The sequence below is a fragment of the Streptomyces sp. NBC_01003 genome, from assembly GCF_045162695.1.
GTDB lineage: Bacteria > Actinomycetota > Actinomycetes > Streptomycetales > Streptomycetaceae > Streptomyces.
Window position 1 is genome coordinate 8,501,044 of the sequence record NZ_CP108707.1, and the last position, 23,106, is coordinate 8,524,149.

Below are 23,106 nucleotides of genomic sequence, written 5' to 3' on the forward strand. Positions count from 1 at the left end.
GTCAGTCGGTGAGCCCCGCCAGGGCCACGACCTTCTCGATCCGTACGCGCACCAGGAGTTCGCCGGGCACGCCGTTGCGCTCGCCGAACTCCTGGGCGCGGTCCTCGCCCATGTAACGCCCGCCGATCCTTGCGGCCGAGTCCCGCACCTGCCCCAGGTCCTCGATGAGTTCGGCGCGGCCCTCGATCACAGCGAAGGAGAACGGCGGCCGATCGTCGTCCACGCACAGGGCCACTCGGCTGTCCCGAGCGAGGTTGCGGCCCTTCACGGTGTCCTTGCCGGTGTTGAACAGGACGTTCTCGCCGTCGAGTACGAACCAGACGGGCGCGATGTGCGGGCTGCCGTCGGGCCGCACGGTGGACAGCTTGGCGGTACGGGTCCCCTCGGAGACGAACGCCCGCCATTCCTCATCGGTCATCTTGTGTGCCATGGGGTCATCCTGCTTGCCGAGATGCCGAGCGTGGGGAAGGCTGGCGAAACAGATCCTCCGGGTAGGGGAGCGATCGGGAATGGGGGAGACGGGATCATGGCGGACAACGAGGGGCTCGGCTGGCTGCTGGACGACCTGACGGAGCGTGTCGAACATGTGCGCCACGCTCTCGTTCTGTCCAACGACGGTCTGGTCACCGGGGCGAGCAGCGACCTCAGGCGGGAGGACGCCGAGCATCTGGCTGCAGTGTCGTCCGGTCTGCACAGCCTGGCCAAGGGATCTGGGCGGCACTTCGGTGCGGGCGGGGTCCGGCAGACGATGATCGAGTTCGATGACGCCGTACTTTTCGTGACGGCGGCCGGCGACGGCAGCTGCCTGTGCGTCCTCAGCTCGGCCGAGGCCGACATCGGCCAGGTCGCGTACGAGATGACGCTGCTCGTCAATCGGGTCGGCGAGCACCTGGGCGTGGGAGCCCGTCGAGCAGAAGGCTCTTGACCTGCGCAAACGCCGGGCCGTTCGGAGTTATCCACAGGCTCAGCGGCGCGGGCGGGTTTCGGGCTACGGTTTTTCCCGGGAGCGATCACGACGCACGGGGGAGATCAGACATGGGTGGCAACACCATCACGACACCGGCCACGCGGGTACCCGCCGCCTCGCTCGCGCAGAGCAGGGCGGCTCGCGAACTGGGGCTGAAACGGGGCGAGTTCGAGCTGGCGGTACGACTCGGACGCGTCCGCACAGTACCGGCCCACGACGGCGGGCGCCGACGCGTGGCCCGCGACGAGATCGAGCGGGTGCGTGGCACCGCGGGCTTCCCCGAATCGCTGCGGGAGCATGTCCGGGCCGTGGGGACCACGGAAGGCGCGGGCCTCATGGACATCACCACGGCCAGGTTCACGCGACTCGCCCGCGCGGGGATACTGACGCCCGTTCGCTTCTACTTGAATCGCTACCGGGCCGTGGTCTGGCTCTATCTCGCCGAGGAGCTGAGGGAGTTCGCGGCGGCCGAGGTCAACGCACCGCTGATGACGGGACGCGCACCCGACCGTATGCGCGCCCGCCTCGACGCGGGGATCGACCTGCGGCCCCGCAACTGGCGGTCGCGGCACGCGGGCCACCTGCTCGGGCAGTGCGACGACGCATGGGAGCGCGCCGCAGCGGTCGCGTCCCTCCTCGACCCGGTGACGGTCCTGGAACTCGTCAAGTGCCCTTACGAGCGCGGATATCTGAGCAAACTGCGGCCCGAGTCGACCGGACACGGGGCGCCCGACTCGCCATCGGCACGCATCGCCGAGCGGATCATGACGGCGGACGACCCGCACGAGATCAGCTGGCTCAGGGCGAGCCTGCTCCTCAGCCTGGCGGAGGCGCGCGGCCTGCGACCCGCGCCGCGACCGAGTGCGGGCCTCCCCGCGGTGGCCCCTCCGGCGCCGGATGTGGTGCCGGCGGAACCGTCGAAGGGTACGGGCGAGCAGAGTCCGCCCGACACCGGACCACTCCGCCCGTCGCGCGGATTGCTCGGTTGGCTCCGCCGCAGAGGAGTCTGAACCGGGCCCGTGGCGGCGGCAGTTCGCAAGCGTGGGCCTATTCGACGGCGTCGAGATCCTTGGCGTAGTGCTCGATGGCCGGCCGGTACGCGATGAGGTCCCGGTCGCCGCTCGTCTCCGCGAGGACGGTCAGCAGCAGCTGCATCCCCTCGTGCGCGCGGCCCACGTTGTACAGGGCCATGGCCAGGAACGTCTTGAGGGCGTTGTCCTCGGGGAAATCGGTCGTGCCGACGCTCAGCGTGGCGACCGCCTCCGGGTAGCGGCCAAGAGTGCGGTACGTGCTGCCCAGACCGAGCAGCGCGCCACGCCGGTCGTCCGCGCTCAGGCCCGATCCGGCGAGTGCCCGCACGTAGTAGGGGACGGCGTCGGCCTCGAGTCCGAGGGTGTCGTGGACCCAGGCTGTCTGGTACGCGACCTCGGCGTCGTCGGGGAACCGGGTGGACAGCGTGACGAGCCGCTCGCGGGCCTCTTCGCGCAGGCCGTCCTCGCGCAGCCGCACGGCCCGCGCGAGCGACGCGTCCCGGTCGTCGGCGCCGGTCACTCCCCGAGCTTCCGGAAGAGGCCCTCTTGCACCACGGACACGAGGAGATGTCCGTCGGCGTCGTAGATCCGGCCGCGGGCCAGACCACGGCCGCCCGTCGCTATCGGGGACTCCTGGTCGTACAGGAACCACTCGTCGGCACGGAAGGGACGGTGGAACCACATGGCGTGGTCGAGCGAAGCCATGTCGAAACCGCGCTGCCCCCACAGCGGTTCCACGGGGATGCGCACGGCATCGAGGAGAGTCATGTCGCTCGCGTACGTGAGCGCGCAGGTGTGCACGAGCGGGTCGTCGCCGAGGGGCCCGACCGCGCGCATCCACACCGCGCTGCGCGGCTCGGCGCTCTCGATGTCCTCCGGGGACCAGCGCAGCCGGTCCACATACCGGATGTCGAAAGGCTGGCGACGCGCCATGAGCTCCAACGCGTCGGGCAGCGTGCCCAGATGAGCACTCACCTCGTCGGCGATCGTCGGCAGGGACTCCGGATCGGGAACCTCGCGCGCCGGCGGCAGCTGGTGCTCGAAGCTCCCGTCCTCGGGCTGGTGGAAGGAGGCGGTCAGATTGAAGATCGTGCGGCCCTGCTGCACGGCGGTGACGCGGCGCGTCGTGAACGACCGGCCGTCGCGGATCCGTTCGACCTGGTACACGATGGGCACGCCGGGGCGGCCCGGACGCAGGAAGTACGCGTGCAGCGAGTGCACGGGCCGGTCGCCCTCGGTGGTGCGGCCCGCGGCGACGAGCGCCTGGCCCGCCACCTGGCCGCCGAAGACCCGCTGCAGGGACTCCTGCGGGCTGCGGCCCCGGAAGATGTTGACCTCGATCTGCTCCAGGTCGAGCAGGTCGACGAGCCGCTCAGCTGGGTTCGTCATGCGTTGTTCTCTCATTTCTGCACCGCGCTCCGGGCGCTGCGTCCGGGGTGCGCGACCGGGTCAGGACCTACAGCTGGCCGACATCCGTGACGCGGATGACCGCACGGCCCTCCGCGTCGGACGCCTCGAGGTCGACCTCGGCGCTGATACCCCAGTCGTGATCGCCATTCGGATCGGCGAACGTCTGGCGCACCCGCCACAGGCCGTGCGCGGCGTTCTCCTCGATCTGCAGCAGCTTCGGCCCGCGGGCGTCGGGACCGGTGCCGAGATCTTCGTACTCGTCCCAGTACTTGTCCATGGCCTCGCCCCAGGCGTCCGCGTCCCAGCCCGCGTCGGCGTCCAGTTCGCCCAGTTCGTCGACGTTGTCGAGGGCGGCCAGCTCGACCCGGCGGAACATGGCGTTGCGGACGAGCACACGGAACGCGCGCGCGTTCGCCGTGACCGGCTTGACCTGGTCGGCTTTCTCCTGGGCCTCCTCGGCCGTCATGACCTCGGGGTTCGCGAGCTGCTCCCACTCGTCGAGGAGGCTGGAGTCGACCTGGCGGACCATCTCACCCAGCCAGGCGATCAGGTCTTCGAGGTCCTCGGACTTGAGGTCGTCGGGGACCGTGTGCTCAAGGGTCTTGTACGCGCCGGCGAGGTATCGCAGGACGATGCCCTCGGTGCGGGCGAGCTCGTAGAAGGACACGAACTCCGTGAAGGTCATGGCCCGTTCGTACATGTCGCGGATCACGGACTTCGGCGACAGCGGGTGGTCACCCACCCACGGGTGGCTCCTGCGGTACACGTCGTACGCGTGGAAGAGCAGCTCCTCCAGGGGCTTCGGGTACGTGATGTCCTGGAGCCGCTCCATGCGGTCCTCGTACTCGACGCCGTCGGACTTCATCGCCGCTACAGCCTCACCGCGCGCCTTGTTCTGCTGGGCGGCGAGGATCTGGCGCGGGTCGTCGAGCGTCGACTCCACGACGGACACCATGTCGAGCGCGTACGACGGCGAGTCGGGGTCGAGCAGGTCGAACGAGGCGAGGGCGAAGGTCGACAGCGGCTGGTTGAGAGCGAAGTCCTGCTGGAGATCGACCGTCAGCCGGACGATCCGGCCCGTGGGGTCGGGCTCGTCGAGCTTCTCGACGATGCCGCCGTCGAGGAGCGAGCGGTAGATGGCGATCGCGCGGCGGATGTGCCGCAGCTGCTGCTTGCGCGGCTCGTGGTTGTCCTCGAGGAGGTGGCGCATGGCGGCGAAGGCGTTGCCGGGGCGGGCAATGACCGCGAGCAGCATCATGTGCGTCACCCGGAAGCGGGACGTCAGCGGCTCCGGAGCCGAGCCGATCAGCTTCTCGAAGGTGCTCTCGGTCCAGCCGACGAAGCCCTCGGGGGCCTTCTTGCGGACCACCTTGCGGCGCTTCTTCGGGTCGTCCCCCGCCTTCGTGAGCGCCTTCTCGTTCTCGATGACGTGCTCGGGCGCCTGCGCCACGACGAGGCCCGCGGTGTCGAAGCCGGCCCGCCCGGCCCGGCCCGCGATCTGGTGGAACTCCCGCGCGCGCAGCGTCCGCACCCGCGTCCCGTCGTACTTCGTCAGAGCGGTGAACAGGACGGTACGGATGGGCACGTTGACCCCCACGCCCAGCGTGTCCGTGCCGCAGATGACCTTCAAGAGGCCCGCCTGCGCGAGCTTCTCCACCAGGCGCCGGTACTTGGGCAGCATGCCCGCGTGGTGCACGCCGATCCCGTGCCGCACGTAGCGCGACAGATTGCGGCCGAACTTGGTGGTGAAGCGGAAGTTGCCGATCAGGTCGGCGATCTTCTCCTTCTCCTCGCGCGTGCACATGTTGATGCTCATGAGGGCCTGCGCCCGCTCCACGGCCTGCGCCTGTGTGAAGTGCACGATGTAGACCGGGGCCTGCCGGGTGTCGAGCAGCTCGGTCAGCGTCTCCGTGAGCGGCGTGAGCCGGTACTCGTAGGAAAGGGGAACCGGACGCGTCGCGGAGCTGACCACGGACGTGGGGCGGCCGGTGCGCCGCGTCAGGTCCTTCTCGAACATGGCGACGTCGCCGAGCGTCGCCGACATCAGGATGAACTGCGCCTGGGGGAGTTCGAGCAGGGGAATCTGCCAGGCCCAGCCCCGGTCGCCCTCCGCGTAGAAGTGGAACTCGTCCATCACGACCTGGCCGATGTCGGCCCGCGCCCCGTCGCGCAGCGCGATGGACGCGAGGATCTCGGCGGTGCAGCAGATCACGGGGGCGTCGGCGTTGACCGACGCGTCACCCGTGAGCATGCCGACGTTCTCCGTGCCGAAGAGCTTGCACAGCTCGAAGAACTTCTCGGAGACCAGCGCCTTGATCGGTGCCGTGTAGAAGGTGACCTCGTCCCGTGCGAGCGCCGCGAAGTGCGCGCCGGCGGCGATCATGCTCTTGCCGGACCCCGTGGGCGTCGAGACGATCACGTTCGCCCCCGACACCACCTCGATCAGCGCCTCCTCCTGGTGGGGATAGAGGGTGATCCCGCGCTCCACAGCCCACGACTCGAAAGCCTCGTAGAGGGCGTCGGGGTCGGCGGTCTGCGGCAGCTGATCGATAAGGGTCACGCCCCCATCTTGCCTGCCTTCCGACCCGATCCGGCAATCGGTTGCCTGCACGAAGATCACGAAAGGTACGCTGTGGCGCCGACGGAGCGTCAGGACGTGGTGGCCCGGGTGGGGACAACTGGGCACCGACACAAGTGGAATGGGGCGGAACGCAGCCATGATGGGACCGGCACACTCGCTGTCAGGAGCAGCGGCCTGGCTGGGGGTGGGCGCGGCCGCGGCCGCCGCCGGACACCCCATGCCCTGGCCCGTCGTGCTCGTCGGGGCACTGATCTGCGCGGGCGCGGCCCTCGCCCCCGACCTGGACCACAAGGCGGCCACCATCTCGCGGGCCTTCGGCCCGGTGTCGCGCGGCCTGTGCGAGATCGTCGACAAGCTGTCGTACGCGGTCTACAAGGCGACCCGTATGAAGGGCGACCCGCGCCGTTCCGGCGGACACCGCACCCTCACGCACACCTGGCTGTGGGCGGTCCTCATCGGCGCCGGCGCCTCCGCCGCGGCGATATTCGGCGGGCGCTGGGCGGTCCTCGCCCTCCTCTTCGTCCACATGGTGCTGGCCATCGAGGGCCTGCTGTGGCGGGCGGCACGCGGCTCCAGCAGCGACGTCCTGGTCTGGCTGCTAGCCGGGACCAGCGCCTGGATCCTCGCCGGAGTCCTCGACAAGCCGGGCAACGGGTCGGACTGGCTGTTCACGCAGCCCGGCCAGGAGTACCTGTGGCTGGGCCTGCCCATCGTCCTGGGCGCCCTGGTGCACGACATCGGGGACGCGCTCACGGTCTCCGGCTGCCCGGTCCTGTGGCCCATCCCCATCGGCCGCAAGCGCTGGTACCCGATCGGCCCGCCCAAGATGATGCGCTTCCGAGCCGGCAGCTGGGTCGAGCTCAAGGTGCTGATGCCGGTGTTCATGCTGCTCGGCGGGGTGGGGTGCGCGGCCGCGCTCAACGTCATCTGAGCCGTCGCACACCCCAGGGGGTGTCCGGCGGGTCATGGCCGGGGTCGCGAGGCCTGGCGCGGCACCTCGCCGCGTTGCCGAAACATCCGAATAGTGCCGCTGTCAGGACGCTCCGGCGCCTTGCGATGCACCGCGCCAGACGCCGCGACCTACCCGACCCTGATCCGCCGGACACCCCCTTGCCCCGCCCGCGCGGTCACCCGTGCCAGGACCGCCACAGCGCCGCGTACGCGCCGTTGGCCGCGACCAGCTGGTCATGGCTGCCGAGCTCCCTGATCCGCCCCTCCTCGACCACGGCGATCACATCCGCGTCGTGCGCGGTGTGCAGCCGGTGGGCGATGGCGACGACCGTGCGGCCGTCCAGGACCCTGCCGAGCGAACGCTCCAGGTTCCTGGCCGCCCGGGGATCGAGCAGCGAGGTCGCCTCGTCCAGGACCAGGGTGTGCGGATCGGCGAGGACCAGGCGGGCCAGGGCGATCTGCTGGGCCTGCGCCGGGGTCAGGGCCACCGCGCCCGAGCCGACCTCGGTGTCGAGGCCCCCGTCGAGCGCCCGCGCCCAGCCGTCCGCGTCGACCGCGCCAAGGGCCGCCCACAGCTCGGCGTCTTCGGCCCCGGTGCGGGCCAGCCGCAGATTGTCGCGCAGGGAGCCGACGAATACGTGGTGCTCCTGGTTGACCAGCGCCACGTGCGAGCGCACGCGCTCGGCGGGCATCCGGGAGAGCTCGGCGCCCCCCAACGTGACCTGGCCCGCCCGCGGCGCGTAGATCCCCGCGAGGAGCCGGCCGAGCGTGGACTTGCCCGCTCCGGACGGCCCGACCAGGGCGAGCCGCGTCCCCGGCCGCACGTCGAGCGACACCTCGCGCAGCACGTCGACGCCCGCCCGGTACCCGAAGTGAACGTCGTCGGCCTGCACGTGCCGCCCGTCCGGCGCCACCGAGGCGTCGCCCGCGTCCGGCTCGATGTCCCGGACCCCCACGAGCCGGGCCAGCGACACCTGGGCGACCTGGAGCTCGTCGTACCAGCGCAGGATCAGGCCCAGCGGGTCGACCAGCATCTGGGCGATCAGCGCGCCCGTGGTCAGCTGCCCGACGCCGATCCAGCCCTGAAGTACGAAGACTCCGCCGATCAGGAGCACCGCGCACAGGACCGTCACATGCGTGGCGTTGATGACCGGGAAGAACACCGACCGCAGATAGAGCGTGTAGCGCTCCCACGCCGTCCACTCCTTTACCCGCTGGTCGGACATCCCCACGCGGCGGGCGCCGAGCCGGTGCGCCTCGATGGTGCGCCCGGCGTCGACGGTCTCCGCGAGGGCCGCGGCCACCGCGGCGTAGCCGGCGGCCTCCGAGCGGTACGCGGACGGGGCCCGCTTGAAGTACCAGCGGCAGCCGACGACGAGCAGCGGTACCGCGACGAGGACCGCCGGTGCCAGCGGCGGAGCGGTCACTGCGAGACCGCCGAGGAGCAGCCCCACCCACACGACGCCGATGGACAGCTGGGGAACGGCCTCGCGCATCGCGTTGGCCAACCGGTCGATGTCGGTGGTGATGCGCGAAAGGAGGTCACCGGTACCGGCCCGTTCGAGCACGCCGGGCGGCAGACCCACCGCGCGCACGAGGAAGTCCTCGCGCAGGTCCGCCAGCATCCGCTCGCCGAGCATCGCGCCCCGCAGCCGCACCTGCCGTACGAACACGGCCTGGACGACGAGCGCGACGACGAACACGGTGATGGTGCTGCCCAGATGCTCCACGCGCAGCCGGTCCGTGCTGTCCGAGACGTCCTGGACCAGGGCGCCGAGCAGATAGGGGCCGACCATCGACGCCACGACGGCGATCGTGTTCACGCCGATGAGCAGCAGAAACGCTCGCCGGTGCCGCTGGTACAGCTCGCGGACGTACGACCGCACGGTCGCCGGGGCACCGACGGGCAGCGTGTTCGCCGTGGTCGGGGCCGCCGGGTCGTAGGCCGGTGGCGCCAGGCCGATCATGCCGTCTCCTCGATCTCGGTGAGTTCTTCGATGCCGGGGTCGCCGATGCCGGGTTCGCCGCGCAGAGGGGTGCCGCCGTTCCGGGACAGGGCCGCCGACGCCGCCTCCTCGTCGGTCTCGCGGGTCACGACGGCCCGGTACCGGGGCTCGGTGAGCACCAGCTCCCGGTGCTCGCCGACCGCCGCGACCGTGCCCTCGTGGACCAGGACGACCCGATCGGCACGATCGAGCAGCAGCGGGGACGAGGTGAGCACCACGGTCGTACGCCCACTGCGCAGCGCCCGCAGTCCGTCGGCGATCCTGGCCTCGGTGTGGGAGTCGACGGCGGACGTCGGCTCGTCGAGGACCAGTGCCTCCGGGGCGGTGACCAGGGACCGCGCAAGAGCGAGCCGCTGCCGCTGGCCTCCGGAGAGGGAACGGCCGCGCTCGGTGATCCGTGCGTTCATCGGGTCGTCGTCCAGCGACGCCTGCGAGAGCGCGTCCAGTACGTCGGCGCACTGCGCCGCGGCCAGCGCCTCCTCGGGGCTTACGGATCCCGAGGAGGGGACATCGAGCAGTTCGGCGAGCGTGCCGGACAGCAGCACGGGGTCCTTGTCCTGGACGAGGACGGCGGTGCGGGCCGTGTCCAGGGGCAGCTCGTCGAGCGGCACCCCGCCGAGCAGCACGGAGGGCAGGGAATCCGGATCCGAACCCGGATCCGAACCGGTCCCGCTGCCCGCGTCCGTGGGGTGTCCCCCAAGCCGGTCCGCGAGCCGGCCCGCGAGATCCGGGTCGCCGCACACCACGGCGGTGAGCAGGCCCGCGGTGGCCAGCAGCCCCGTCACCGGGTCGTACAGGTCTCCGGCCGGCGCCTCGGCGGTGCGGAGTCCGCCCGGCTCCGTGACCCGTTCGATGGACAGGACGCGTGCCGCGCGCTGGGCCGACGGGCGCGAGAAGGAGTACGCCATGGCGATCTCCTCGAAGTGCCGCAGCGGGTAGTTGAGGATCATCACGGCGCTGTACACGGTGACGAGTTCACCGACGGTGATCCGGCCCTGGCGGGCCAGCTCGATGCCGTACCAGACGACCGCGATCAGCAGCAGGCCCGGCAGCAGCACCTGGACCGCGGAGATCAGGGACCACATGCGGGCGCTGCGGACGGCGGCCGTGCGGACCTCCTGCGAGGCGCGGCGGTAGCGGTCGAGGAACAGTTCCTCGCCGCCGATGCCGCGCAGGACACGCAGCCCCGCGACGGTGTCCGAAGCGAGTTCCGTGGCGCGGCCCGCCTTCTCGCGCTGCCGGTCGGCACGGCGGGTGGCGCGGGGGAGGAGCGGGAGGACGGCGAGCGCGAGGACCGGCATGCCGATGGCGACGACGATGCCGAGCGCCGGTTGGTAGAGGACGAGCCCGACGCAAACCACGACGACGGTGAGCGCGGCGGCGGCGAAGCGCGAGAGCGCCTCGACGAACCAGCCGATCTTCTCGACGTCGCCCGTGGAGACGGCGACGACCTCACCGGCGGCGACCCGCCGGGTCAGCGCGGCGCCCAGGGCCGCGGTCCTGCGGGCGAGGAGCTGCTGCACCCGGGCCGCCGCGGTGATCCAGTTGGTGACCGCCGTCCGGTGCAGCATCGTGTCGCCGAGGGCCAGCGAGGCGCCGAGGAGCAGGATCAGCGCGCCCGCCAGGGCGAGCCGAGAGCCCGAGCCGTCGACCACGGCCTGCACGGCGAAGCCGACACCGTAGGGAAGGGAGGCGACGGACAGGAAGTGCAGGAGTCCCCAGGAGAGGGACTTGAGCTGGCCGCCGAGCTGGTTCCGGCCGAGCCAGAGAAGGAAACGGGGGCCGGAGCGGGCATCAGGCAGGCCCGGGTCGGGATACGGAAGATCGTGGATCTGCATGACGTCCCAGAGCTCGGAAGGGGGGGAGCGAAGTCGGGGGTACGGACGGAACAAACCGTGCAAGGTTCGCGGGATTCAGGCACTGGAGGCAAACGGTTTTCCGCCGTGGGGCAAAGTTTCGGCCCGCGTTCGACGCCCGGGGCAGGGCCGGTCGGGGTCACCTGGTGCGTGGTGCGACCATGGACCGTATGCGTAACGCGGGTGCGGTTCGAACGGCGGTCGCTGCGGCGGCCTGCAGCGTCCTTCTCATGACCCTGTCCGCTTGCGGTGGTTCGAGCGGGGGCGACGGGACCGGGCGCAAGGCCGGGTCGGGCTCGGCCGGAACTCGGCAGGAGGACCGCCCCGCCGTCGACCTCAAACGCATTCCTGACGTCGGCGACCAGCTCCAGTCAAAGATCCCGCAGAATGCGGGACAGGTGATCGCGGTCTACGGCGACGGCAAGAACTCCGGTGACTCGACCGTCGTGCTCTACACGAAGTCCGGTTCCACCTGGGACAAGACGCACAGCTGGCCCGCGCACAACGGCAAGAAGGGCTGGACCGCCGACCACCGCGAGGGCGACAAGCGCAGCCCCATAGGGGTGTTCACCCTCACCGACGCGGGCGGGGTGCTCGCCGACCCGGGCGCGAAGCTGCCGTACACGCAGGCCGCGTCGTTCCAGGCCCCGCACTACTGGGCCAAGTCGCACTGGCACGACTTCGACTACGTCATCGCCATCGACTACAACCGCGTGAAGGGCACCGCGCCGAACGACCCGACCCGGCCCGAGGGGCAGACCAAGGGCGGCAGCATCTGGCTTCACATGGACCACGGCAGTGGCACGTCGGCGTGCGTGAGCCTGTCCAAGTCCGGCATGGAGTACCTGCTGCGCACCGTCGACCCGAAGCAGCACCCGGTCGTGGTGATGGGCGACAAGGCGTCACTGAAGAGCTGACGCGGCACCAGGCACCGGCGTCGGCCTGGCCTGGCGTGGGGGAGGGGCTGTTGCGGGCGTCGCGTCCGCCCCGTACAACACCCGTCATGAGAAGACGCCTCACGTCCATGCTCGCCGTGGTGACCCTCGCGGCCGGCGCCCTCGCCGGACAGGCCACCGCGGCCTCCGCCGAACCCCGTCGCGCCGTGGCCTCTGCCGAAAGCCACTCCGCGGCGCCTCGACCCACCGACCCGCCGGCCGAGTTCGGCACCGACTGGCACGACCCGATCACCGCCACACCGCCCGTGGCCAAACCCGCCACCAAGTCCTGCCGCGTGGCTCTCGCGGAGACCGAGTTCCGTGACTTCACGCCCTACAAGGGCAGTTACACCCCGCCCAAGGGCTGCGGCGACCGGTGGAGCAAGGTCGTCCTGCGCCTCGAAGGCAAGGTCAAGGGGCGGCAGTTCGACCGTCTCGGCTATCTGCACATCGGTGGCGTGGAAGTCCTGCGCACCTCCACTCCCGAGCCCTCGCCCGACGGCATCGCCTGGAATGTGGAAAAGGACGTCACCCGCTACAGCGACACCCTGCGGGCCGACCAGCCGGTCGAGATGCTGATAGGCAACGTTGTCGATGACACGTACACCGGCGTCATCGAGGTGAAGGCCACCCTCACCTTCTACGCCGCCGAGCCGCACGTGAAGCGGCAGCCCGCCACGGACACCCCCGACCGCGTACTCACGCTCGACCAGGGCAGACTCACCACCCCGCGCAACAGCGAGCGCATCGTCGCCGAGGCGTACGCCACCGGATCGGGCGGTGGCTGCGAGGAGTTCTGGTACCTGGCGGTGCCGAACGAGGTCCCGTACTCGTGCAAGGCGGACGGTGGCCCGTACCGCGAGGTGCAGATCTCCGTCGACGGCCAACTGGCGGGCATCGCCTCGCCGTTCCCGAACGTCTGGACGGGCGGCTGGTCCAACCCGTTCCTCTGGTACGTGATTCCGGCCCCCGGAGCCTTCGACGTCCGGCCCCTGCAGTACGACCTGACGCCGTTCGCCGGACTCCTCAACGACGGCCGTCCGCACCAGGTCGACGTCTCCGTCGTGGGTGTGCCGAAGGGCCAGAGCGGCTGGAGCGTCCCGGTCAACGTGCTCGTCTGGCAGGACGGCGGGAGTTCGCACGTCACCGGCGCGCTGACCGGCCACAAGGAGAGCGAGCCGGACAGCTCGACGACGTACACACCCGGCACGGACGAGTACCGCCTCGACGCGAAGGGCGGGCACAGGCTGACGGTGTCCGGCTACGTGAACACCTCGCACGGCCGCGTCGCCACCACCGTCACCCGCGACCTCACCACCAGGTCCACGCACCGCTGGACCGAGGGCGAGAACAACGACGCGCTGAAGGGGACTTGGACCGATCGCCAGACCGTCGTCTCCGGCCACCACACCCTTCGCACGAACCGGGCCTACACGATGGACGGCGCCACCACGCTCGACGCGGACAACCGGCTGCGGACCGTGATCGACCTCGGTGACCGGGCCGAGACGGGACGGGCCACGGGCTCGGGCCGCACGGCGTGGACGGTCCTCGACGACACCTACGCGGGTGACGCCTCGTACACGGCGAACGTTCCGCGTGATCAACGGCACGCTGTGGGCACCAGCCGTGAGCGATACCGTCTGACCAGCCCCGATGGCTGCTACGACCGCGAGCTGGCCACGGCACAGGGTGCGCTGACGGTGGACCGCAGGCACTGCTGAGGGGCACAGCGACAGGCACGGCCGCAGGCACCGGCGCCGAGGTCTTGGAGCAATATCCAAGATTCACGCCGATGTGACATCGGGGTCTTCTACGGCAGCCGCTACTCCGACATAGTGACGCTTCGCGGAACAGAAATTGGAATCTAACTTCCGCATAGCAGAATCCGCACAAGTCACTGACGTTGCTCCGGAGGAATGCCCCGTGCCGCAGTCCGTACCGTCCCTGCCGCGACGCGCCGCACGCGTACTACGTACCTCGTTGTTCGCGCAGGTCGCCTGCGCACTCGTGATCGGAGTCGTCGTCGGACGGCTGTGGCCCCACGCGGGCACAGCCGTCCAACCGCTCGGCGACGGCTTCGTACGTCTCATCAAGGCGATGATCGCGCCCCTCGTCTTCTGCGTGGTCGTCGCCGGAATCACCAAGGCCGGAGACCTCAAGGCCTTCGGCCGCATCGGGCTCAAGGCCCTCCTGTGGTTCGAGGTGGCGACGACCGTCGCCCTGGTCGTCGGCCTCCTCGCCGGAAACCTGGCCGGCCCCGGCGTCGGCATGAACGTCGACCCGTCCAAGCTGGACGCGTCCGCCGTCGAGGACAAGACCGGCGGCGGCTCGCTCCCGTCGACCGGCGACTTCATCCTGCACTCGCTCCCCGACAGCGCGGTCGGCGCCTTCGCCGAGAACTCGCTGCTCCAGGTGCTCGTCCTCGCCTGCCTCGTGGGCGCCGCACTGCTGCACCTCGGCAACACCAAGGTCCCCGCGATCCTGCCCGCCATCGAACAGGGCCAGGAAGTGGTCTTCGCCGTCGTCGGCTTCATCATGAAGCTGGCCCCGCTCGCCGTGTTCGGCGCGACGGCGCACCTCGTGGGCGAGTACGGCCTCGGCGCCCTGTCGACGTACGGCAAGCTCATCGGCGTCTGTTACGCCGTCGCCGTGATCTTCCTCGTGCTCCTCGGCCTCGCCATGAAGGCGGTCACCGGACTGAGCCTGTGGAAGTTCGTCCGCTACACGCGTGAGGAACTGCTCCTCGCGCTCGGCACCGCCTCCAGCGAGACGGTCATGCCCCGCATGATGCAGAAGCTGCGCCACGCCGGCTGCCGCGACGACGCCGTGGGCCTGGTCCTGCCGACGGGGTACTCGTTCAACCTCGACGGAGCGTCGATCTACCTCTCCATCGGTACGTTGTTCATCGCGCAGGCCGTCGGCGTGGACCTCTCGCTCGGCCAGCAGATCACCGTCGTGATCGTCCTGATGCTCACCAGCAAGGGCATGGCGGGGGTGCCCGGTTCGGCCTTCCTCGCGCTGTCGGCCACCGCGTCCGCACTCGGGGTCATCCCGGCGGGCGCCGTCGCCCTGCTGCTCGGCGTCGACCGCATCATGGACGCGATGCGCGTCTCCACGAACCTGCTCGGCAACTGCGTGGCCGTCTTCGTGGTCTCCCGCTGGGAGGGTGCGCTCGACACGGCCAGGGCCAAGAAGGTGCTGGGCGGCGAGATCGCGTTCGTACCGGAGGAGGACCGGGTCGAGCCGGTCGAGTCGCCGGAGCTCGCGAAGACCCAGGAGCCCAAGTCCGCAGCGGAGACGGCGGGTTGAGCCCGAGCGGGGGCCCGGCGGCAAGCACGACGCCGCCGGGCCCCCGCACCGTCAGGCTTCCACGGGCTTCTCGGAATCCACCCCCGGCCGCGCCTTCTTCCACATCCCGCGCGTGAAGTCGGGGATCGCCTGAGGCGCCCCCTTCGCCTTGATGGACAAGTGGCTCAGCGGTACCGGCGACGTCCACGTCGCCGCGTCGTACACATCGAAGTCCGGTACCAGGCCCACCCGCAGACACTGCATCAGACGGAACACCATGATGTAGTCCATGCCGCCGTGGCCGCCCGGCGGGTTGGAGTGCTCCTTCCACAGCCAGTGGTCGAAGTCGGTGTACTTGGAGAAGTCGCCCCAGGAGTCGTTCGTGTGGTCCGGCTCTATATAGATCCGCTCCGGGTAGTCCTCGAACACACCCTTCGTGCCGCCGAGGCTGTTGATCCGCGAGTACGGGTGGGGCGTTGACACATCGTGTTCGAGCCGGATGACGCGCCCCTTCGCCGTCTGGACCAGGCTGATGGTGCGGTCCGACTCGATGTACGTCTCCTTCCAGCTCGGGTCGCCCTTCGGCATATGGGCCTCGCGGTACTGGGCGAGGCCGAGCGAGGGCGTGCCGAAGCTGGAGATGTGCGTGACGCGGTCACCGCGGTTGATGTCCATGTAGTTGGCGACCGGGCCGAAGCCGTGGTTGGGGTACAGATCGCCGCGCAGCCGCGTGTGCCACAGCCGCCGCCACGGGCCCTCGTAGTAGTCGGGGTCGAACATCAGGCCGCGCAGGTCGTGGTTGTAGGCGCCCGCTCCGTGCAGCAGGTCGCCGAACTTGCCGGCGTGTGCCATCCGCAGGACCCGCATCTCGTTCCTGCCGTAGCAGCAGTTCTCCAGCTGCATGCAGTGCCTGCGGGTGCTCTCGGAGAGATCGACCAACTCCCAGAGCTGGTCGAGCTGCAGGGCGATCGGACACTCCACACCGACGTGCTTGCCGTTCAGCATCGCCGTCTTGGCCATCTCGAAATGCCAGTCCCAGGGCGTGGCCGCGTACACGAAGTCGATGTCGCCCCGCTTGCACAGGTTCTCGAAGTCGTGATCGCCCTTGGTGTATGTCGCCGGGGCCGGCTGGCCCGCGGCCGTCACCTTGGCCGCCGCTCTCGCGGTCTTGTCCTTCACCGGGTCGCAGAGCGCGACCACTTGGACGCCAGGGATCGCCAGGAACAGGTCGATCATGCTGCCGCCGCGGTTGCCGAGCCCGATGATGCCGACCCGCACGGTGGAACGCCCCTCGAAGGGCACGCCGACCATCGTCTCGCCCTTCCGGGCCGGAGCCTGGGCGGCCGTCGGCCCGGCCTCGCTCCGCCCGGCCTCGGCCTGCCCGCCGGCGGCCTGCGCCGTGCCACCGGTGAACGCGCCGAGCCCGAGCCCCGCCCCGGCGATGCCGGCCGTCCGCAGGACGGACCTGCGGGACTGCCCGGCGGCGTCGTGTTCGGGCTGCTCGTGGCTCGCGTCGGGTGCCGGTGTCGCGTTGTCGTCGTGCATCGGACCTCCATCGATGGGTGGGTGCGCTGCAAGCGCTTGCCACCCTGGAGGGGGACGACACGGGGGCGCAAGGGGCAGAAGGGGTCAGGGAGTTGGACTTTCTTTACGGACTCTTGGGGACCTGCGGGTAGCGCCGAGGCGGAAGTTGGCGTGACGAGGCCCTTGAGGCCAGGCGTGACCGACCCTAGGGGCGCGTCGCGTGCTCCAGCTCCACGATCACGGAGTAGTAGCCGCGGCCCGTCGCGTGGTCCATGCCGACCTCGCACATCCGGTTCGCCGACAGATGCGCATCGAAGTGCCGGGCGGTCACCTCCGCCGCCTCCTTGCGTGTGGCCGACTCGGTGAGCTCCTTGTGGAGCATGCCTCGGTCGCCCGCGAAGGCGCAGCACCCGGCGTCGTCCGGGACGACGACCTCGTCGGCGCAGGCCTCGGCGACGGCCCGCAACTGCGCCACATCGCCGAGGTGTTCCATGGAACACGTCGGATGGAGGACCGCCGAACCGACCGTCCGGCGCACCGTCAGGTGCGGCAGCAGCTCGTCCGCCGCCCACACGATCGAGTCGACGATCTTGAGCTCCTTGTGCAACTCCCTGTTGTCGTCCGTCAGATAGGGGACGACCTCATGGGCGATGCCGAGCGTGCACGACGAGGCGTCGACGACGAGCGGCAGTCTGCCGCCGGCGGTCCAGCCCCAGGCCGCCTCGACGATCCGGTTCGCCATAACGGTGTTGCCCTCGTCGTACCCCTTCGAGTGCCAGATCGTGGCGCAGCACGTCCCCGCGACATCGTCCGGAATCCAGACCGGCCGCCCCGCGCGCGCGGACACGGCGACCATGGCCTGCGCGAGGGACACGTCTCCGGGGGTGCCGAAGATGCGGTTCACACAGGCCGGGTAGTAGACCGCGGCAGCCCCCACGCGCGCGGTGCGGGGCAGCTTCCGGGCGGCGGCAGCGGGGATCTCCGGCAGCCACTCCGGTACGAGGTCGGGGCGGACGGCCTTGCGGGCGGCCTGGGTCACGGAGGTCAGGAGCCGGTCGCCGATCTTGCCGGCGGCCGCCACGGCGAGCCGCGCCGACGCCTCGACGGCCTTGAAGTTCTTCGCCGTGAACGCGGCCACCTTCTCCTCGCGCGGGGAGTGCCGAGCGTGCCGGAACTCCTTCATGAAGGCGCCCGTGTCGATGCCGACCGGACACGCCAGCTTGCACGTCGAGTCGCCCGCGCACGTGTCCACCGCGTCGTACCCGTACGCCTCGACGAGCCCGTCCTCGACCGGCGAACCGGACGGCTGGCGCATCATCTCGCGGCGCAGGACGATCCGTTGGCGGGGCGTGGTCGTCAGGTCCTCGCTGGGGCACGTCGGTTCACAGAAGCCGCACTCGATGCACGGGTCGGCGATCAGCTCCACCTTGGGGATCGTCTTGAGGCCGCGCAGATGGGCCTTGGGGTCGCGGTCGAGGACGATACGCGGCGCGAGGACGCCGTACGGGTCGATGACCTGCTTGGTGCGCCACATCAACTCCGTGGCCTTCGCGCCCCATTCGAGCTCCAGGAACGGCGCGATGTTGCGCCCCGTGGCGTGCTCGGCCTTGAGCGAACCGTCGAAGCGCTCGACGGTGAGGCGGCAGAACTCGTCCATGAACGCCGCGTACCGCTCGACGTCCTCGGGCCTGCCCGCGTCGAAGGCGAGCAGGAAGTGCAGATTGCCGTGCGCCGCATGGCCGGCGACGGCGGCGTCGAAGCCGTGTCGCGTCTGGAGTTCGAGGAGCGCCTCGCACGCCTCGGCCAGGCGCGACGGCGGCACCGCGAAGTCCTCGGTGATCAGCGTCGTCCCGGAGGGGCGCGATCCGCCGACCGCCGTCACGAACGCCTTGCGGGCCTTCCAGTAGCCACCGATCGTCTTCGCGTCCCGCGTGAACGCGTTGGTCACCGAGGCCACGGGCGCCACCAGTTCGAGTCCCTCAAGCACCTCGGCGGCCGCCGCCTCGTAACGCTCCTGGGTGGCCTCGTCCGGCGCGCGGAACTCCACCAGGAGCGCCGTCGTCGACTTGGGCAGGTTCGCCCAGTCGGCGGGCACCCCCTGCACGCTCACCGAGGCCCGCAGCGTATTTCCGTCCATCACCTCGACGGCGATCGCGCCCGCCTCGTTGAACAGCGGGACCGCCGCTGCCGCCGCGGGCAGCGAGGGGAAGAACAGCAGCGCCGTGGACACCTTGCGGTCGAGGGGCAGCGTGTCGAACACGACCTCGGAGATGAAGCCGAACGTCCCCTCGGACCCCACCATGAGGCCGCGCAGGATCTCCACGGGTGTCGCGCCGTCCAGGAAGGCATCCAGGCGGTAGCCGTTGGTGTTCTTGATCTCGTACTTGGCGCGGATACGGGCGACCAGCTCCGCGTCGGCCTCGATCTCGCCCTTGATCTCCAACAGGCCCACGCAGAGAGCCGGTTCGGCGTGCTCGAGGAACGCTTCGGCATCGGGGTCGGCCGTGTCCACCACGGTGCCCGAGGGCAGCACGAAGGTGAGCGAGGCGACCGTCCGGTACGAGTTCCTGGTGGTGCCCGCCGTCATGCCCGAGGCGTTGTTCGCGACGACCCCGCCGATGGTGCAGGCAATGGCGCTTGCCGGGTCGGGGCCGAGCACTCGCCCGTGCCGCGCGAGCGTGATGTTGGCGCGCACGACTGTCGTACCGGGGCCGATCCTGGCCCGCTCGCCGTCGCCGATGACCTCGATGCCCGCCCAGTGCTTGCGGACGTCCACGAGGATGTCCTCGCCCTGCGCCTGCCCGTTGAGCGACGTGCCCGCCGCGCGGAAGACCACCTCGCGGCCCTTGCCGTGCGCGTACGACAGGACGGCCGACACGTCGTCGATGTCCTCGGCGACCACCACGACCTGCGGCACGAAACGGTAGGGACTCGCGTCCGACGCGTACCGCACGAGGTCCGAGATGTGCGTGAGGACCTTGTCCGCCCCCAGGAGCCCGGACAGCTCGGAGCGGAGCGGCTCCGGGGTCCCGCCCGCCTGAGCGTCCGGCACCCGGTCGGGGGCCGGGCCTTCCGCATGAGGTCCCGGGCGCAGCGCTTCCGGCTTCGGCTCCAGCAGGGGCATGCCTCTCCAGCCTCTCCTCGGACGCTGCGGGCCCGGGGCCTAACGCTCGGGGCCTAACAGCGGTGGTCGTACGGCGTCTCGAACAGCGCGTTCATCAGGACGCCCAGCTGGGCGCGCTGGTCGGGGCTCAATGGAGCCAGGATGTCCTCTGCGGCGGTCCTGCGCGCGCTGCGCAGCTCACGCAGCGCCTTGCGGCCCAGTTCGGTGAGCTCGATGCGGATCACCCTGCGGTTCGTGGGATCGGGCACCCGGCGCACCAGCTCGGCCGTCTCCAGACCGTCGACCAGGGTCGTCACGGCGCGGGGCACGACTTCGAGGTGCTCGGCCAGGTCGGCCATGCGCGGCGGGGTGTCGTAGTGCACGAGGGTGCGCAGCAGCCGGGACTGGGCGGGCGTGATCCCGACCGGCTCCAGATAGCGCTTCTGGATCCGCTGCAGCCGCCGGGTCAGCCGGAGCAACTGCTCCGCGAGAAGGCCGTCGGCGTCCGGGGTACTCATGTGCGGAACAATATCAGGACCTTGTTCATTGTGAGTATAGGTAACAATGAGCTATGCTCCCTGAGACCTTGAATCACGACTCGTAGGAGGCTCATGCGTCACGACGAACCCGGCTGGACGCCGTCGCCCTCCGACACCACGTCGCCGGAGCCGCGGCAGATGCGCCGCATCCTGGCCCTCTTCCGTCCCTATCGCGCCCGCCTCGCGCTGGTCGGCCTGCTCGTCGGCGCCGCCTCGCTCGTCTCGGTCGCCACGCCCTTCCTGCTCAAGGAGATCCTCGACACCGCGATCCCGCAGGGCCGCACCGGGCTGCTGAGCCTGCTCGCCCTGGGCATGATCCTCAGCGCCGTCGTGACCAGCGTCTTCGGCGTCCTGCAGACCCTGATCTCCACGACCGTCGGCCAGCGCGTCATGCACGACCTGCGCACCGCCGTGTACGGTCGGCTCCAGCGCATGTCGCTCGCCTTCTTCACCAGGACCCGCACGGGCGAGGTCCAGTCCCGCATCGCCAACGACATCGGCGGCATGCAGGCGACGGTCACCTCCACCGCCACGTCCCTGGTCTCGAACCTCACCAGTGTGGTCGCCACCATCGTGGCGATGGTCGCGCTCGACTGGCGGCTCACGGCCGTCTCGCTGCTCCTGCTGCCCGTCTTCGTGTGGATCAGCCGCCGCGTCGGCCGCGAGCGCAAGAAGATCGCCACGGAGCGCCAGAAGCAGATGGCCGCGATGGCCGCCACGGTCACCGAGTCCCTCTCCGTGAGCGGCATCCTCCTCGGCCGCACGATGGGCCGCGCAGACTCGCTCACCCGCTCGTTCGCCGACGAGTCCGACCAGCTCGTCGGGCTCGAGGTCCGGTCGAACATGGCGGGGCGCTGGCGCATGGCCGTCATCACGGTCGTCATGGCCGCCATGCCCGCCGTCATCTACTGGGTCGCGGGCGTCGCGCTCCAGCTCGGCGGCCCCTCTATCTCGATCGGCACCCTGGTCGCCTTCGTCTCGCTCCAGCAGGGCCTGTTCCGGCCGACCGTGAGCCTGCTCGCCACCGGTGTCCAGATTCAGACGTCGCTGGCGCTCTTCCAGCGCATCTTCGAGTACCTCGATCTGCCGATCGACATCACCGAGCCCGAGCAGCCCGTCCGCCTCGACACGATCAAGGGCGAAGTCCGCTTCGAGGACGTCGAGTTCCGTTACGACGCCGCCGACGGCAAGAGCGCGGCGATCCTCGACGGGATCGACGTCACCGTCCCCGCGGGCGGCAGCCTGGCCGTCGTCGGCCCCACCGGCTCCGGCAAGTCCACGCTCAGCTACCTGGTGCCGCGTCTGTACGACGTCACGGGCGGGCGCGTCACCCTCGACGGGGTGGATGTGCGTGACCTGGACTTCGACACCCTCGCCCGTGCCGTCGGCGTCGTCTCCCAGGAGACGTACCTCTTCCACGCCTCGGTCGCGGAGAACCTCCGGTTCGCCAAGCCCGATGCCACCGAGGAGGAACTGCACGCTGCGGCCAGGGCGGCCCAGATCCACGAGCACATCGCCTCCCTGCCCGACGGGTACGACACCGTCGTCGGCGAGCGTGGCCACCGGTTCTCCGGCGGAGAGAAGCAGCGCCTCGCCATCGCCCGCACGATCCTGCGCGACCCGCCGATCCTCATCCTCGACGAGGCGACGAGCGCCCTGGACACCCGCACCGAGTTCGCCGTGCAGGAAGCCATCGATGCCCTGTCGGCCAACCGCACGACCGTGACCATCGCCCACCGGCTGTCCACGATCCGGGGCGCCGACCAGATCGTCGTCCTCGACGGCGGGCAGGTGGCCGAGCGCGGCACCCATGAGGAGCTTCTGGAACGGGACGGCCGCTATGCCGCCCTGGTCCGCAGGGACTCCCAACTGGAGCCCGCGAGCCCAGCCTGATCCGAACGAAAGACCCTGGGCCGTGACCGGGCGTGCGGGTGGCGCCCAAGTGGAGCCACCGACGCTACGATATGCCCGGTTTGCCATCCTCTGCGGGTTAGCGTTCGGCCATGCTGAACGAGACTCCGCAAAGGAGCGCGATGCGACTGACGCGCCGGGGCCGCGCCTCCCTGATCGCTGGTGGGGCCCTCGTGGCGGCGGCCGCCGCAGTGGCGGTGCCGCTCCTGCTCCCGCACCACGGGAGCGGTGACAAGCGGCCGCAGGCGCTGACCGTCCCCGAAGGCTGGCGCGCGGGCCAGGTCTACGAGGCCCTGGACAAGGCCCTCGGTGTCCCGGCAGGCACGAGCAAGAAGGCCGTCCCCAAGGCTGGCCTCAAGCTCCCGGGGGACGCGGAAGGCAACCCGGAGGGCTACCTCTTCCCGGCGACGTATCCACTCAACGACAAGTCGACTCCGGCGGGCCTGCTGTCCTACATGGTCAGCACCGCCAACAGGAAGTTGAACGGCAGCCAAGTGACGGCGGGAGCCGACCGGGACGCGGTGAACCCCTATCAGACCCTCACCATCGCGAGCATCGTCGAGGCCGAGGCGGCCACCAAGGAAGATATGGGGAAGGTGGCCCGCGTCATCTACAACCGGCTCGACCGCGGTATGCCGCTCCAGATGGACTCGACCATCAACTACGGGCTCAACCGCTCCACGCTCGACACCACCACCAAGGACACCAGGGCCGAGAACCCGTACAACACCTATGTCCGGATGGGGCTGCCGCCCACCCCCATCGCCAACCCGGGGGCCCAGGCCATGAAGGCCGCGATCAGCCCGCCGCAGGGGGACTGGGTGTACTTCGTGACGGTCAAGCCCGGCGACACCCGCTTCACGGCGAACTTCGACGAACAGCAGAAGAACGTCGCGGAGTTCAACAAGCTGCGCACGAGCGGCAAGCCGTCGTCCGCCTGAGCAGGTCGCGACTGACTGGGTCGCGACTGACTGGGTCGCGCCTGATCGGGGCGCGCCTCA

17 protein-coding genes are annotated in these 23,106 nt (G+C 70.3%); 8 read left to right on the plus strand and 9 right to left on the minus strand.

All coding sequences use genetic code 11. From position 1 onward, the window contains the following. Position 1 precedes the first annotated feature (1 nt). The gene (locus tag OG698_RS38875) at positions 2 to 430 is read right to left on the minus strand and encodes a PPOX class F420-dependent oxidoreductase (protein WP_406108692.1); all 429 of its coding nucleotides are present in this window, start codon (positions 428 to 430) and stop codon (positions 2 to 4) included. Positions 431 to 526: 96 nt separating this feature from the next. Between OG698_RS38875 and OG698_RS38880 the strand changes: the two genes are divergently transcribed. Further along, positions 527 to 925 carry a roadblock/LC7 domain-containing protein gene (locus tag OG698_RS38880; RefSeq protein ID WP_100598439.1) on the plus strand — a complete coding sequence of 133 codons (399 nt, stop codon included), beginning with the start codon at positions 527 to 529 and terminating at the stop codon, positions 923 to 925. Positions 926 to 1,035: 110 nt separating this feature from the next. Continuing rightward, positions 1,036 to 1,977, plus strand: a complete 942-nt coding sequence (locus OG698_RS38885) for a DUF6397 family protein (RefSeq protein ID WP_406108695.1) — start codon at positions 1,036 to 1,038, stop codon at positions 1,975 to 1,977. Between the two features lie 37 nt (positions 1,978 to 2,014). Here OG698_RS38885 and OG698_RS38890 read toward each other — a convergent pair whose 3' ends face one another. From OG698_RS38890 to OG698_RS38900, 3 genes are all read right to left on the minus strand, one after another. Continuing rightward, a complete protein-coding gene (locus OG698_RS38890) occupies positions 2,015 to 2,518 on the minus strand; it encodes a tetratricopeptide repeat protein (protein ID WP_406108697.1) in 504 nt (167 codons plus the stop codon). Beyond that, complete coding sequence (locus OG698_RS38895; RefSeq protein WP_399975416.1) at positions 2,515 to 3,387, minus strand: acyl-CoA thioesterase; 873 nt, start codon at positions 3,385 to 3,387, stop codon at positions 2,515 to 2,517. Before OG698_RS38895 ends, OG698_RS38890 begins: the two co-directional genes overlap by 4 nt. A gap of 67 nt (positions 3,388 to 3,454) precedes the next feature. Then, complete coding sequence (locus OG698_RS38900) at positions 3,455 to 5,968, minus strand: DEAD/DEAH box helicase (protein ID WP_406108699.1); 2,514 nt, start codon at positions 5,966 to 5,968, stop codon at positions 3,455 to 3,457. A 157-nt stretch (positions 5,969 to 6,125) separates the two neighbouring features. Between OG698_RS38900 and OG698_RS38905 the strand changes: the two genes are divergently transcribed. After that, complete coding sequence (locus tag OG698_RS38905) at positions 6,126 to 6,920, plus strand: metal-dependent hydrolase (RefSeq protein WP_100598435.1); 795 nt, start codon at positions 6,126 to 6,128, stop codon at positions 6,918 to 6,920. Between the two features lie 196 nt (positions 6,921 to 7,116). On the opposite strand, the gene OG698_RS38910 is transcribed toward OG698_RS38905, so the two are convergent. Continuing rightward, on the minus strand, positions 7,117 to 8,907 hold the full coding sequence (locus OG698_RS38910; protein WP_406108701.1) for an ABC transporter ATP-binding protein: 1,791 nt from the start codon (positions 8,905 to 8,907) through the stop codon (positions 7,117 to 7,119). Then, on the minus strand, positions 8,904 to 10,784 hold the full coding sequence (locus OG698_RS38915) for an ABC transporter transmembrane domain-containing protein (protein WP_406108703.1): 1,881 nt from the start codon (positions 10,782 to 10,784) through the stop codon (positions 8,904 to 8,906). Before OG698_RS38915 ends, OG698_RS38910 begins: the two co-directional genes overlap by 4 nt. 188 nt (positions 10,785 to 10,972) lie before the next feature. Here OG698_RS38915 and OG698_RS38920 point away from each other — a divergent pair, with 188 nt between their 5' ends. From OG698_RS38920 to OG698_RS38930, 3 genes are all read left to right on the plus strand, one after another. Next, entirely contained in the window at positions 10,973 to 11,719 is a 747-nt protein-coding gene (locus OG698_RS38920) for a L,D-transpeptidase family protein (protein ID WP_406111532.1), read from the plus strand. A gap of 86 nt (positions 11,720 to 11,805) precedes the next feature. Further along, on the plus strand, positions 11,806 to 13,461 hold the full coding sequence (locus OG698_RS38925; protein ID WP_406108705.1) for a peptide-N4-asparagine amidase: 1,656 nt from the start codon (positions 11,806 to 11,808) through the stop codon (positions 13,459 to 13,461). A gap of 202 nt (positions 13,462 to 13,663) precedes the next feature. After that, positions 13,664 to 15,049 (plus strand): cation:dicarboxylate symporter family transporter, encoded by a 1,386-nt coding sequence (locus OG698_RS38930; RefSeq protein WP_406108707.1) that lies wholly within the window; start codon positions 13,664 to 13,666, stop codon positions 15,047 to 15,049. Between the two features lie 51 nt (positions 15,050 to 15,100). On the opposite strand, the gene OG698_RS38935 is transcribed toward OG698_RS38930, so the two are convergent. The 3 genes from OG698_RS38935 to OG698_RS38945 all read right to left on the minus strand — a co-directional run bounded on the left by OG698_RS38935 (position 15,101) and on the right by OG698_RS38945 (position 20,173). Beyond that, positions 15,101 to 16,573, minus strand: a complete 1,473-nt coding sequence (locus OG698_RS38935; protein WP_406108709.1) for a Gfo/Idh/MocA family protein — start codon at positions 16,571 to 16,573, stop codon at positions 15,101 to 15,103. 184 nt (positions 16,574 to 16,757) lie between these two features. Beyond that, complete coding sequence (locus OG698_RS38940; protein ID WP_406108711.1) at positions 16,758 to 19,676, minus strand: FAD-binding and (Fe-S)-binding domain-containing protein; 2,919 nt, start codon at positions 19,674 to 19,676, stop codon at positions 16,758 to 16,760. A 53-nt stretch (positions 19,677 to 19,729) separates the two neighbouring features. After that, a complete protein-coding gene (locus OG698_RS38945) occupies positions 19,730 to 20,173 on the minus strand; it encodes a MarR family winged helix-turn-helix transcriptional regulator (protein WP_406108713.1) in 444 nt (147 codons plus the stop codon). Between the two features lie 93 nt (positions 20,174 to 20,266). On the opposite strand from OG698_RS38945, the gene OG698_RS38950 reads away from it, so the two are divergent. Together OG698_RS38950 and mltG are read left to right on the plus strand one after the other, a co-directional pair. Next, positions 20,267 to 22,087 carry an ABC transporter ATP-binding protein gene (locus OG698_RS38950; RefSeq protein ID WP_406108715.1) on the plus strand — a complete coding sequence of 607 codons (1,821 nt, stop codon included), beginning with the start codon at positions 20,267 to 20,269 and terminating at the stop codon, positions 22,085 to 22,087. 110 nt (positions 22,088 to 22,197) lie between these two features. After that, on the plus strand, positions 22,198 to 23,046 hold the full coding sequence (gene mltG, locus OG698_RS38955) for an endolytic transglycosylase MltG (protein WP_406108717.1): 849 nt from the start codon (positions 22,198 to 22,200) through the stop codon (positions 23,044 to 23,046). Positions 23,047 to 23,106 lie beyond the last annotated feature (60 nt).

Bases quoted from the DNA above. Each gene is read 5' to 3' on its own strand.
- OG698_RS38885 (WP_406108695.1), top strand. From the start codon at position 1,036: ATGGGTGGCAACACCATCACGACACCGGCCACGCGGGTACCCGCCGCC.
- OG698_RS38905 (WP_100598435.1), top strand. From the start codon at position 6,126: ATGATGGGACCGGCACACTCGCTGTCAGGAGCAGCGGCCTGGCTGGGG.
- mltG (WP_406108717.1), top strand. From the start codon at position 22,198: ATGCTGAACGAGACTCCGCAAAGGAGCGCGATGCGACTGACGCGCCGG.
- OG698_RS38935 (WP_406108709.1), bottom strand. From the start codon at position 16,573: ATGCACGACGACAACGCGACACCGGCACCCGACGCGAGCCACGAGCAG.
- OG698_RS38915 (WP_406108703.1), bottom strand. From the start codon at position 10,784: ATGCAGATCCACGATCTTCCGTATCCCGACCCGGGCCTGCCTGATGCC.
- OG698_RS38940 (WP_406108711.1), bottom strand. From the start codon at position 19,676: ATGCCCCTGCTGGAGCCGAAGCCGGAAGCGCTGCGCCCGGGACCTCAT.
- OG698_RS38875 (WP_406108692.1), bottom strand. From the start codon at position 430: ATGGCACACAAGATGACCGATGAGGAATGGCGGGCGTTCGTCTCCGAG.
- OG698_RS38910 (WP_406108701.1), bottom strand. From the start codon at position 8,907: ATGATCGGCCTGGCGCCACCGGCCTACGACCCGGCGGCCCCGACCACG.
- OG698_RS38920 (WP_406111532.1), top strand. From the start codon at position 10,973: ATGCGTAACGCGGGTGCGGTTCGAACGGCGGTCGCTGCGGCGGCCTGC.
- OG698_RS38895 (WP_399975416.1), bottom strand. From the start codon at position 3,387: ATGACGAACCCAGCTGAGCGGCTCGTCGACCTGCTCGACCTGGAGCAG.
- OG698_RS38950 (WP_406108715.1), top strand. From the start codon at position 20,267: ATGCGTCACGACGAACCCGGCTGGACGCCGTCGCCCTCCGACACCACG.
- OG698_RS38925 (WP_406108705.1), top strand. From the start codon at position 11,806: ATGAGAAGACGCCTCACGTCCATGCTCGCCGTGGTGACCCTCGCGGCC.
- OG698_RS38880 (WP_100598439.1), top strand. From the start codon at position 527: ATGGCGGACAACGAGGGGCTCGGCTGGCTGCTGGACGACCTGACGGAG.
- OG698_RS38945 (WP_406108713.1), bottom strand. From the start codon at position 20,173: ATGAGTACCCCGGACGCCGACGGCCTTCTCGCGGAGCAGTTGCTCCGG.